We start from the raw sequence: 11,753 nt of genomic DNA, 5'->3' as shown, positions 1-11,753 counted from the left end.
CACCGCCGGGGCGGGCGGGGCCGCTCGCCGGGGGTGTCCCGGGCCACGCCGTGCCCAGGGTGCGGCCTCAGGCCGTCGCCGACCTGCGGCGGAGTCCTTCCGCCGGCCGCAGCAGCAGCGACAGCGAGGCCGCCGAGACGGCCAGCGCACCGACGAGGATCACCGGGAGACCGGCCGAGCCCAGCGCGCTGTGGGTGAGGAACGCGCCGAAGAGGGCCCCCGCCGCACCCGTCGGCAGGACCATCGCGCGGGCAGGCAACCGGTGCGGCAGCCGGCGCACGGCGGCCCATGCCAGGGCGAGCCCGAGGACGGCGGAGCCGAGCGCTTCCCAGAACATGACGAGGTTCCCTCCCGCACGGCTGCTGCCAGGGCAAAACGGTCGTAGCCGTGTTACCCGCGGCGCGCGGAGGACAATCCTCCCCTGTGGGGTGGATGTGCTCCTCCTGGGCGGCGGATGTGCCCCGTCCGTGTGGCCCGGAGAGGGGTCCGCGCCCCGGGCGTCCGCCTGCGGCCCGGAGTGGGTCTGTGGCCGAGAGGGGCCGTGCGTTCCGGGCCTGAGTCGTGTGTCCGGGACCGGGTCCGCGCCCCGGGCGTCCGCCTGCGGCCCGGAGCGGGTCCGTGTGGGATCGCTCGGCGGTACGGGATCACGCACGGGCGAGGCAGCGGAGGGGCCCGGTGGCATGCGCCACCGGGCCCCTCCGCTTGTTACGGCGCGACCTACAGCGCGCCGAAGCCCACCTTGCGCGGGGCCGGCTCGCCGATCTCCACGTACGCGAGCCGGTCGGCCGGGACGAGGAGCTTGCGGCCGTGCTCGTCCACGAGGCTCAGCAGCCGCGACTTCCCGGACAGCGCCTCGGCCACGACACGCTCGACCTCCTCGGCGCTCTGACCGCTCTCCAGAACGATCTCGCGCGGCGCGTGCTGCACGCCGATCTTGACCTCCACGGCTTTGTCCCTCCGACGGTCAGTGATGTGCGCGGCCGTCCGCGCCGTACCAGCACACATTAGCCCGGTGAGGGGGCGCACACGCTCCGCTCCGGAACGCCAGGAGCGAACACCCTGCGGGAACAAAGCCGCCGTACGGCTCCGCTCCGTGTACGCGGTGCCGTACGGCTCGGGGGCCGGCGGTGCCCTGGGGCGCCGCTCAGTGGTGCTGATCGCTGCCGTGCAGCGGGAACCCGGCGATGCCCCGCCAGGCCAGGGAGGTCAGCAGCTGCACCGCCTGGTCGCGCGGCACGCTGCGGTCGCTGTGCAGCCAGGAACGCGCCACGACCTGGGCCAGGCCGCCGAGACCCGAGGCCAGCAGCATGGACTCGTCCCGCGACAGACCGGTGTCCTCGGCGATGACGTCGCAGATGGCCTCCGCGCACTCGATCGTGACCTTGTCCACGCGCTCGCGCACCGCGGGCTCGTTCGTCAGGTCCGACTCGAAGACCAGCCGGAAGGCGCCGCCGTCGTCCTCCACGTACGCGAAGTACGCGTCCATCGTGGCGCGTACGCGCTGCTTGTTGTCAGTCGTCGACGCGAGCGCGTTCCGAACGGCCAGCAGCAGGGCGTCGCAGTGCTGGTCCAGCAGCGCCAGATAAAGATCGAGCTTGCCCGGGAAGTGCTGGTAGAGCACCGGCTTGCTGACCCCGGCGCGCTCGGCGATGTCGTCCATCGCGGCCGCGTGGTAGCCCTGAGCCACGAAGACTTCCTGCGCGGCGCCCAGCAGCTGGTTCCGTCGGGCACGGCGCGGCAGGCGCGTACCCCGCGGGCGTGCCGCCTCTGTCTGCTCGATGGCTGTCACGCCGCCTCCCAAAATCGTCCACATGCGGTGTGCGCCGCGCCGCCATCGTACTTTTCGGTAACCGTGCTGTGCGCGGTGCGAGCGCAGAATTTCACGGACCGGACAACGGGGAAAGCCGCGCACAGCGCGCCGAACGGGGGCGGGGCGGGTGGATGGGCGCCCCGGCACCGCCTGACGGCACGCGCTCTCTCACCGTGCGTACGCGTCCTCTTGCCCGAAGTGATCCTTTTCCTGATCGTCTCGGTACCTCACCGACACTCACCGATGGTCACCGATAGTCGTCCTCGTCGAGGGAGACGACGCGGGCCTGCTCCACGAGGTCCGCCTCGTTGGCGCGGAGGCTGTCCTCCTCGGCCACGGGCTCGTCCCGCTCCGGGGCGAGTTCCGCCTGCTGTGCGGCGGCGTCGTTCTCCGGCGCCTCGACGTCGAGCTCGGTGCCGCCGTTCCCGCCGTCGTCGAACGTCTCGGGATCAGTGGGGTCTACGGCCATGGTGGGATCCCTTCCTGAGAACTCCTGGAACGTCCCCGAACGAGGCAGGGGCCACATACGGGTGCCCTGCTCCGAGCCTAGGAGACAGCCGATCGGGACGCTATGTGTGGTGAGGGGTCCTTGGGTGTGTCCGTCGCGCCGAGCCGTCGCGCCGGGCCGCTCTCCCCCTGCGGTCAGGTCTGTCCTGTGACGGCGAACACATGAACCAGTGTGTGATCGCCTCGTAACATTGGCGCATGTCCTCGACCGAGTTGCCGTCCGTCCCGGCCGCCAATGTGCTCCCGAAGGTGGCGCCCCTCAGGGTGCGCGAGGGCGAGCGCGTGAGGGCGGTGGGGCTGCCTGGGGTGACGCTGACGGTGCGGTCGAGACCGCCGGAGCGCGAGGGGCTGCCGCGGGCGCTGTACGTCCACGGACTCGGCGGTTCCTCCCAGAACTGGTCGGCGCTGATGGCCCTGCTCGACGGGCTCGTCGACGGCGAGGCCCTCGACCTGCCGGGCTTCGGCGACTCGCCGCCGCCGGACGACGGCAACTACTCCGTCACCGGGCACGCGCGCGCGGTCATCCGCTACCTCGACGCGGACGGGCGTGGGCCCGTTCATCTGTTCGGCAACTCGATGGGCGGGGCCGTCGCGACGCGCGTCGCCGCCGTACGGCCCGATCTCGTCCGGACGCTCACCCTCGTCTCGCCGGCGCTCCCGGAGATCTTCGTGCAGCGCGGCGCGATTCCGACGGGTCTGCTCGCGGTGCCCGGGGTCGCCTCCCTGTTCACCCGGTACACCAAGGACTGGACGGCCGAGCAGCGAGTCCGCGGGGTCATGGCGCTGTGCTACGGCGACCCCCGGCGCGTCACCCCGGAAGGCTTTCAGAGCGCGGTCGAGGAGATGGAGCGGCGACTGGGACTGCCGTACTTCTGGGACGCGATGGCCCGCTCGGCGCGCGGGATCGTGAACGCCTACACGCTGGGCGGACAGCACGGGCTGTGGCGCCAGGCGGAGCGGGTCCTCGCCCCGACGCTGCTCGTGTACGGCGGCCGGGACCAGCTGGTGTCCTTCCGCATGGCCCAGCGGGCGGCGCGCGCCTTCCGCGACTCCCGGCTGCTGACCCTGCCGGAGGCGGGGCACGTCGCGATGATGGAATACCCGGACGTGGTGGGCGACGCCTTCCGCGAACTGCTGGCGTCGACGGGCGAATTGCCCGGACGGGCCGGTGGAGGAGGCGGCGGCGCAGCCGTGAGGGACGTGTCCGGCCGGGGGACCACCGCGGCGACGGGTGAATCCGGCACTGTCGGGGGGAGCTGAGGCGCGGCGTGGGACGGCACAGCCGCAAGGGGCGGGGCAACAGGACGCATACGGACACCGGCGCGGTGCCGGTCATACCGGCGCAGGGCACATCGGCACGAGACGCGGCGGCCCTGTCCGCCATGGATTCGGCGCCGCGCGGCGAAGCGGCGCCGCCGCCTCGGGGCCCGCAGGCATCGGCCCCCGTGCCGCCGGGACCGGCTGCCCGCCGGCAGCGCCCGATGGAGGGCACACCGGCGCAGGGCACACCGGCGCAGGGGGTTCTGCGCTATCCGGACGGCACGCCGGCCCGGGGGGTGCCCCGTGTCCCCGGCGCCACTCCGCACCAGGGAGGACCGCGGCCGGCGGCCGACGGGACTCCGGCGCGCGGTGTTCCCCGCTTCCCGGACGGGACCCCTGCCCGGGGCGTCCCCCGCTTCCCGGACGGGACGCCCGCTCACGGTGTTCCCCGGTTCCCCGATGGGACCCCCGCCCACGGCACCCCCCAAGTCCGCGGCGGCCACCCCCAGCAGCGCGAACCCGGCGGAGGCTGGGAACCGTTCGGGGGCAGGGCCGTGCCCACGGGTGCGCCCGAGGGCATGCCCACAGGAGGCCCCGCCCCCCGCATCCCGCAGCAGAGGTCGCGGTCCGGGCCCCGTCAGGAGTACCTCGACGCCTTCGACGAGGGCGACGACGTCTTCGCGCCCCGCGGCACCGGCCCCGCCGCCCGTCCTTCGCGCACCAGCGACCTCCGCACGCAGGCGCAGGCGCAGGCGCAGGCGCAGGCCCAGACGCAGTCCGGGCCCGGCGGGGACGGCGACGCGCCGGACAGCGGGTCCGGCGAGGCGGCGCCCAAGGGGAGCGGGAAGGGCCGTACCTACACCGGGATTGCGGCCGCCGCCGTGACCACCGTGCTCGCGGTGGTCGTCGCCGGCCAGGTCGCAGGCGGCCAGGGCGGCACCACCGAGCGGGCACAGTCCGCCACCGACCGGGCCCGCGACGCCCACGGCGCCGCCAGCAGGGGCGACGGCCGCCCGACCCCCTCCCGCACGCCGAACGCGAGGACGCTGACGTACGAGCAGGCCATGAACGAGCGGTACCCGTTCAGCGCCACGCTGAAGGGACCCGGGAAGTTCTCCGCCGTCCCCGGCTTCGACAAGGCGCCGGGCACGGGGCGCAAGTACACCTACCGCGTCGATGTGGAGAACGGGCTCGGCCTTGACGGCGAACTCTTCGCCCAGGCCGTCCAGAAGTCCCTCAACGACGACCGCAGCTGGGCCCACCACGGCGCCCGTACCTTCGAGCGCGTCTCCTCGGGCAAACCCGACTTCGTGATCACGCTCGCCAGCCCCGGCACCACGGCCGCCTGGTGCGCCAAGTCCGGCCTCGACACGACGGAGGACAACGTCTCCTGCGACTCGGCCTCCACCGAGCGCGTGATGATCAACGCCTACCGCTGGGCGCAGGGTTCCAAGACGTACGGGGACCACATACACGCCTACCGCCAGATGCTGATCAATCACGAGGTGGGCCACCGCCTCGGCTACGGTCACGTCACCTGCGACAAGGACGGCGAGTTGGCGCCGGCCATGCAGCAGCAGACCAAGTTCCTCGACCACGACGGCATCCACTGCCTGCCCAACCCCTGGCCCTACCCCCGGAGCTGACCGGAGCGGTCGTCCTGGTGCCGATGAGCGCCCGCGGGGCGCTCGGCCGGGGACCGGCCGCCACCTCCCGAAACGTCACTGCATGATCTGCTAGCGCGGTCGAACGCGGTCCACGGGGGAAAGTTACGACCGTTCACCCCTTTTGGTGGCGCGATGGACAACCGTCCGTCGCGCCACCGCGTTGTCCGCATACGTTCGTCCCGCTGCGAGCCGCCGGGCAACGGCGGCTCCCACACGGGAGATCGGGGGTGCGCTCGTGCGCATCGGATTGCTTACGGAGGGTGGCTACCCGTATGTGGGCGGTGATGCCGGACTCTGGTGCGACCGGCTCGTACGCGGGCTCGGGCAGCACGAGTTCGACATCTACGCGCTCAGCCGCAGCGAGCGCCAGGAGGCCGGGGGACGGCTTCCGCTGCCGCCGCACGTCGGCCGGGTGCGGACGGCGCCGCTGTGGAGCGCGGCGGACGACGGAGTCGTCTACGGCCGTCGTGCCCGGCGCCGGTTCGCCGAGGCGTACGGGGAGCTGGCCGCCGCGCTCTGCACGGCACCGGAGCCGGGGACGTCACGCGGCGCCCCGGAGTCGTCCGGTCCTGAGGCGGACCGTTTCGGCAACGCCCTCTACGCGCTCGCCGAACTCGCCCGCGACGAAGGCGGACTGGCCGGCGCACTGCGTTCCGAGGCCGCTGCCCGCGTCCTGGAACGCTCCTGCCGCGCGCCGGGCGCCCTCCGTGCAGCGCGAGCGGCGCGCGTCCCCGATCTGCTCGAAGCGGCCGCGAGGCTCGAACGCGCCCTGCGCCCGCTCTCCCTCGACTGGTACGAGGACGACGGGCTCGGATCGGCCGACCTCTGCCACGCCGCGACGGGGGGCGCCGCGGCCCTGGCCGGGCTGCTCGCCCGCCATCTCGCCGGAGTCCCGCTGCTGGTGACCGAGTACGGCGTGCACCTGCGCGCGCACTATCTGGGCGCGTCGGACGGGGCGCCCGCGGTGCGCGCGCTGCTCGCCTCCTTCCACCGTCGGCTGGCCGCCGAGGCATACCGGCGCGCCGCCTGCGTCACGCCCGGCAATACCCATGCCCGCCGCTGGCAGGAACGGTGCGGCGCCGACCGGGCCAAGCTGGTCACGGTCTACCCCGGCATGGAGGCGTCCCGCTTCACGGACGTGGGCGAGTCGGCCGACTGCGCGGACCCGTACACGCTGGTCTGGGTCGGCCGCGTCGAACCCACCAAGGACCTGATCTCCCTGCTCCACGCCTTCGCGGACGTCCACAGGAAGGAGCCGAAGGCCCGGCTGCGGATCATCGGGTCCGCGGCGGGCGCCGACGGCACGGCCTACCTCGGGCACTGCAGGGCGCTGGCCGCCCAGCTCTTCCCCGACGAGGCGGAGGGCGTCCACGCCGTCGGCGACAACCCGGTGTCCTTCGAGGAGATCGGCGGCCCGGAGGTGCCCGACCTGGCGGAGGCGTACGCGGCCGGCGCCGTCGTCGTCCTCTCCAGCGTCGTCGAAGGGTTTCCGATCAGCCTGGTGGAGGCCATGCTCTGCGGCCGCGCGACGGTGTCCACGGACGTGGGCGCGGTGGTGGAGGTCATCGGCGGTACGGGACTCGTGGTCCCGCCCCGCAACCCCCGGGCGCTGGCCGAGGCGTGCCTGGCGTTGCTGCGCGACCCCGAGCGCCGTGAGCGCCTCGGCGCGGCCGCCCGCGCGCGAGCCCTGGAACTGTTCACCGTCGAGCAGAACGTCGCGGCGTTCCGCGGCATCTACCTGGAGATCCTCTCCCACTCGCCGGTGCGGAGGGTGCTCGTCGACGGAGCGGGCGAACCGCTGCCCTTCGGAGCACCGGCGGAGGCCCAAGTGCCCGGCCGCTGGACCGATCCGCTGCGCCTGCGCGCACGACCGCGCTGGGCGGGGGCAGCGCACCCCGCGCCGGACGCGGTGAGCGCCACGGTGCCCCTCAAGGAATCCGTCCCGGTGGCGGGGGGTGCGCGATGAGCGAGGCGGAAGAACTGCTCAGGGGTACGGAACCCGGGCGCGCGGACGCACCCTGCCCGTCCCTCACCGAGGCGTGCGACGAGCCCGGCGGGCGGGACGGCCTGCCGCAGTCATGGGGGGACTTGCCCGACGGGGCCCGCACGGCGGTGCGCGGCGAACGTAGTGCGGCAGACGCGACGGACGGCGTGCGCGTGGCGCCCGAAGGAGCGCTCGATGTCTTTCGGACCGCCATGGAATCCCCGGTGCCGGGCCGCGCCCCCCGGACGCCGGACGCCGCGCCTCCCGTGCCCACCGGCCCCGCGGCCACGGTCCGCAAACCGGCCCGCCGCGGCGCCGCCGACCCGGTCAAGGCCCTGATGCACCACCACCGCGACCTGTGCGAGCGAGCCGTCGACCCACTGGAGATCGCGGCCGGTCTCGAAGCCCACGGTCTGACCGACCGGACCGCCGCGCGCTTCCGGCACCGGGATGTCTTCTCCCTCGCCGAGGAGATGTACGCGCGCGTGCCCCGTGACGCCGCCCGGCACCCGCCGCGGCCCGCCTCCACGGACGCCCCCCGCGAGCCCGGGGGATGGGCCGCCCTCGCCCTGCTCCCCGGCGCGCTGTGCGCGGCGGCCGTGATCGGGGCGCGGCTCACCGAAGGCCGCGGCCGCCTCGCCGTCGCCGCACTCGGTGCCGTCGCCGTCATGCTCGGGTTGCGCGTGGCGCTCCGGCGTGGCCCGCTGCGCGTGGCGAACCACGCCACGCCGGCCGCCGCACGCACGGCGACCTGCTGGCTGCTCGCCTACGCCCTCCTCGGAGACGGGCTCCTGCGTGCCGCTCTGGACGGCGGCCCCGACGGTCCCTGGCCCCCGTCCACCGCGCCCGTCGTGGCCCTCGCCCTGGCCTGCGGTCCGGCCGCCTGGTGCGCCCGCCTCTTCACGGTGCGCGCCCGCCGCGGACTCGCCGCCAGCCGCGGCCTGGAGGACTTCGCGTCCTCGGCCACTCCTCTGCTCCTCGGCGTGTTCGGACTTTTCCTGTGCGCCCTGGGGGCACTGCTGGCGCTGTGCGGGGCGCTGCTCGGCGGGCCCGGTGCCTCCCCGGGGCCCACCGCCTACGCGGGGGCCGGCACCCTCGGCATGCTCCTGCTGCCGGCCCGGCTTCTGGCCGCGCACGGCTTCGGACGCGCCCCGGCCGTGGTCCTCTGCGCCGCGGCCGCCACCGAGGCGACCGCCCTGGCCACGGTCTTCGCCGGGCGGCTCCCCGGCTGCGCGTCCCTGGCCACGCCGGTCCAGGCCCTGGTCGGCGCCTGGGGCGCAGACGCCGTCCAGGCCGCCGTCTGCGCCCCGGCCGCCCTGGTCCTGCTGGCCCACGCGATCCGCAACCTGACCCGGGCCTCGGCCCACGCCCGTCCGCCCGGATTTCCCTGAGCCCCAGCCCATGGCACCCCCCACCTCCGACGCCATGAGCCGTAGCCGCCGCCGGGGGCCTGGTCCCCGGCCCATCCGTCCCGCGGGGCCGACACCGCGGGCTCCTCCCATCCGATGGCACCACCCCTGAAGGAGAACGCCAGATGATCACCTCCCGAACCGGAGAATCCGCCCCGGGAGCCGCCCGATGAGGGTCCTGCTGATCGGAGCCAACGGATACCTCGGCCGCTTCGTCGCCGACCGCCTGCTCGCCGACCCCGCCGTGCAGCTCACCGCGCTCGGCCGCGGCGACGACGCCGATGTGCGCTTCGACCTCGCATCCGGCAGCCCGGGCGCACTCACCCGCTTCCTGGACGCCGTGCACCCCGGGGTCGTCATCAACTGCGCCGGCGCCATCCGCGGCGGCGCCCGTGAACTCACCCGGCACAACACCGTCGCCGTCGCCACCGTCTGCGAGGCTCTGCGCCGCAGTGGCTGCGGAGCCCGCCTCGTGCAGATCGGCTGCGGCGCCGAGTACGGCCCGAGCCAGCCCGGCTCTTCCACGGCCGAGGACGCGGTCCCGCGCCCCGGCGGCCCCTACGGCGTCAGCAAGCTCGCCGCCACCGAACTGGTCCTCGGCTCCGGGCTCGACGCCGTCGTGCTCCGCGTGTTCTCGCCCGCCGGGCCCGGCACCCCCGCCGGGTCCCCGCTCGGCCGCCTCGCCGAAGCCATGCGCCGCGCCATGCAGTCCGGGGACGGCGAGCTCAAGCTCGGCGGCCTCGGCATCCAGCGCGACTTCGTCGACGTGCGCGATGTCGCCCGCGCCGTCCACGCCGCCTCGCTCTCCGCGGCCCAGGGCGTGATCAACATCGGCTCGGGCCGCGCCGTGCGGCTCCGTGACGCGGCCGCCGTCCTCGCCCGCGTGGCCGGCTACGGCGGCGCCCTGCACGAACTCGACGGGCCTCCCGGCGCGGTGCGGGCGGCCATCGGCCACCCCCGTGGCGAATCGGAGCATGCGCCCCCGGTCGCGTATCCCTACCCGGACGGCTGCGGCAGCTGGCAGCAGGCCGATGTGCGCACCGCACGAGACCGGCTCGGCTGGCGGCCCCGGATCAACCTCGAGGAGTCCCTGGCCGATATCTGGATGGAGGCGGCATGCCGTATCTGACCAGCGCCACGGCGGGCACCCCGAGCACCGGACTGAGTCTGGGGCTGGGCGCCCCCGGCTATGCGCATCCCCTCGTCGCCCCCCTGGAGTGGCGTGAACTCACCCGCCCGGGCACCCCCGTGCACTGGACCGTGCTCAATGTCGGCGGCGGCCCCGGCACGCGTCCCGACCCGCACTGCACGCAGGCCGCGGGACGGCTGCACACCGCGGGCGTCTGTGTTCTCGGTCACCTCGATGCCGCCTACGGAGCACGCGGCCTCGGCGAGCTGATGTCCGAGGCGCAGCGGTATCTCGACTGGTACCAGGTGGACGGCTTCCTCCTGGACCGCTGTCCCACGGAGCGTTCCGCGCTCGCCGAGGTCCGCCGCACGGTCACCGCGTTCCGCGCGATCCTCCACCGCGGTCATGTCGTCCTCGGGCACGGCACTCACCCGTATCCCGGATACGCCGAGGCCGCCGACCAGTTGGTCACCTTCTCCGGTTCCTGGAACGACTACCGCTGGTCGCAGGTGGCCGAGTGGACCGCAGAGCACCCGCCCGAGCGGTTCTGCCACTTCGTGCACGGCGTGCCGCGCGGTCATCTCGACGAGGCACTGCGCATCGCGCGGTGGCAGGGCGCCGCCACGATCTGGTTCACGGACCGCACGGGCCATGGCGGACGCGGTGATCCCTGGGAGGCCATGCCCGGCTACTGGGACGAAATCGTCTCGCGTATCGGAACGGGTGTCTCGGAATGAAGAAGGGCGTGGCAGTGTTGCAACGAGAACAACTGTAGTGATTGACCGACCAACGGAGTCCCCGTGTCGCTGCCACCCCTGGTTGAGCCGGCTTCTGAGCTCACCGTAGACGAGGTCCGCAGGTACTCCCGCCACCTGATCATCCCGGATGTCGGGATGGACGGGCAGAAGCGGCTGAAGAACGCCAAGGTGCTCTGTGTGGGCGCCGGCGGCCTGGGTTCGCCGGCGCTGATGTACCTGGCCGCTGCGGGCGTCGGCACGCTCGGCATCGTGGAGTTCGACGAGGTCGACGAGTCGAACCTGCAGCGCCAGATCATCCACAGCCAGTCCGACATCGGCCGCTCCAAGGCCGAGTCCGCGCGTGACACGGTCAAGGGCATCAACCCGTACGTGAACGTGATCCTTCACGAGGAGCGGCTCGAGGCCGACAACGTGATGGACATCTTCAGCCAGTACGACCTGATCGTCGACGGCACGGACAACTTCGCGACCCGCTACCTGGTCAACGACGCGTGTGTGCTGCTGAACAAGCCGTACGTATGGGGTTCGATCTACCGCTTCGACGGCCAGGCCTCCGTCTTCTGGTCGGAGCACGGCCCCTGCTACCGCTGCCTGTACCCGGAGCCCCCGCCGCCCGGCATGGTTCCGTCGTGCGCCGAGGGCGGCGTGCTGGGCGTGCTGTGCGCCTCCATCGGCTCGATCCAGGTCAACGAGGCCATCAAGCTGCTCGCCGGCATCGGTGAGCCGCTGGTCGGCCGGCTGATGATCTACGACGCCCTGGAGATGCAGTACCGCCAGGTCAAGGTCCGCAAGGACCCGAACTGCGCCGTCTGCGGCGAGAACCCCACCGTCACGGAGCTCATCGACTACGAGGCCTTCTGCGGCGTCGTCTCCGAGGAGGCCCAGGCGGCGGCCGCCGACTCGACGATCACTCCCAAGCAGCTCAAGGAGTGGATCGACGACGGCGAGAGCATCGACATCATCGACGTCCGTGAGCCGAACGAGTACGAGATCGTCTCCATCCCGGGCGCCCGGCTGATCCCGAAGAACGAGTTCCTCATGGGCAACGCCCTGGAGAGCCTTCCGCAGGACAAGAAGATCGTCTTGCATTGCAAGACGGGTGTCCGCAGTGCGGAAGTCCTCGCGGTTCTGAAGTCGGCGGGCTTCGCGGACGCGGTCCACGTGGGCGGCGGCGTGATCGGCTGGGTCAACCAGATCGAACCGCACAAGCCGGTGTACTGAGCCGAGGC

General features: G+C 73.4%; 11 protein-coding genes. 7 read left to right on the top strand and 4 right to left on the bottom strand.

Features of this window, described 5'->3' with window-relative positions:
• Window positions 1-67: 67 nt before the first annotated feature.
• The 4 genes from ACFSL4_RS20690 to ACFSL4_RS20675 all read right to left on the bottom strand — a co-directional run bounded on the left by ACFSL4_RS20690 (window position 68) and on the right by ACFSL4_RS20675 (window position 2,279).
• Window positions 68-337, bottom strand: coding sequence for a hypothetical protein (locus ACFSL4_RS20690; RefSeq protein ID WP_381084854.1), 270 nt, complete (start codon window positions 335-337; stop codon window positions 68-70).
• A gap of 380 nt (window positions 338-717) precedes the next feature.
• Window positions 718-945 (bottom strand): DUF3107 domain-containing protein, encoded by a 228-nt coding sequence (locus ACFSL4_RS20685; RefSeq protein WP_381084851.1) that lies wholly within the window; start codon window positions 943-945, stop codon window positions 718-720.
• Window positions 946-1,144: 199 nt separating this feature from the next.
• The gene (locus ACFSL4_RS20680; protein ID WP_381084849.1) at window positions 1,145-1,789 is read right to left on the bottom strand and encodes a TetR/AcrR family transcriptional regulator; all 645 of its coding nucleotides are present in this window, start codon (window positions 1,787-1,789) and stop codon (window positions 1,145-1,147) included.
• Window positions 1,790-2,057: 268 nt separating this feature from the next.
• Window positions 2,058-2,279, bottom strand: a complete 222-nt coding sequence (locus tag ACFSL4_RS20675; protein ID WP_381084846.1) for a hypothetical protein — start codon at window positions 2,277-2,279, stop codon at window positions 2,058-2,060.
• A 236-nt stretch (window positions 2,280-2,515) separates the two neighbouring features.
• Between ACFSL4_RS20675 and ACFSL4_RS20670 the strand changes: the two genes are divergently transcribed.
• The 7 genes from ACFSL4_RS20670 to moeZ all read left to right on the top strand — a co-directional run bounded on the left by ACFSL4_RS20670 (window position 2,516) and on the right by moeZ (window position 11,745).
• A complete protein-coding gene (locus ACFSL4_RS20670; protein WP_381084843.1) occupies window positions 2,516-3,577 on the top strand; it encodes an alpha/beta hydrolase in 1,062 nt (353 codons plus the stop codon).
• 8 nt (window positions 3,578-3,585) lie between these two features.
• On the top strand, window positions 3,586-5,223 hold the full coding sequence (locus tag ACFSL4_RS20665) for a DUF3152 domain-containing protein (protein ID WP_381084840.1): 1,638 nt from the start codon (window positions 3,586-3,588) through the stop codon (window positions 5,221-5,223).
• Between the two features lie 256 nt (window positions 5,224-5,479).
• Window positions 5,480-7,210 carry a DUF3492 domain-containing protein gene (locus ACFSL4_RS20660; protein WP_381084837.1) on the top strand — a complete coding sequence of 577 codons (1,731 nt, stop codon included), beginning with the start codon at window positions 5,480-5,482 and terminating at the stop codon, window positions 7,208-7,210.
• On the top strand, window positions 7,207-8,619 hold the full coding sequence (locus tag ACFSL4_RS20655) for a hypothetical protein (protein ID WP_381084834.1): 1,413 nt from the start codon (window positions 7,207-7,209) through the stop codon (window positions 8,617-8,619). The genes ACFSL4_RS20660 and ACFSL4_RS20655 overlap by 4 nt, the downstream gene beginning before the upstream one ends.
• A 187-nt stretch (window positions 8,620-8,806) precedes the next feature.
• Window positions 8,807-9,766, top strand: a complete 960-nt coding sequence (locus ACFSL4_RS20650; protein WP_381084831.1) for an NAD-dependent epimerase/dehydratase family protein — start codon at window positions 8,807-8,809, stop codon at window positions 9,764-9,766.
• Window positions 9,754-10,503 carry a spherulation-specific family 4 protein gene (locus ACFSL4_RS20645; protein ID WP_381084829.1) on the top strand — a complete coding sequence of 250 codons (750 nt, stop codon included), beginning with the start codon at window positions 9,754-9,756 and terminating at the stop codon, window positions 10,501-10,503. The genes ACFSL4_RS20650 and ACFSL4_RS20645 overlap by 13 nt, the downstream gene beginning before the upstream one ends.
• Before the next feature lie 63 nt (window positions 10,504-10,566).
• Window positions 10,567-11,745, top strand: a complete 1,179-nt coding sequence (moeZ, locus tag ACFSL4_RS20640) for an adenylyltransferase/sulfurtransferase MoeZ (RefSeq protein ID WP_381084827.1) — start codon at window positions 10,567-10,569, stop codon at window positions 11,743-11,745.
• Window positions 11,746-11,753 lie beyond the last annotated feature (8 nt).

Source organism: Streptomyces caeni, assembly GCF_042678285.1.
Classification (GTDB): domain Bacteria; phylum Actinomycetota; class Actinomycetes; order Streptomycetales; family Streptomycetaceae; genus Streptomyces; species Streptomyces caeni.
Note: the sequence above shows the minus strand (reverse complement) of the source record. Positions and strands in the feature narration are given on the sequence as shown.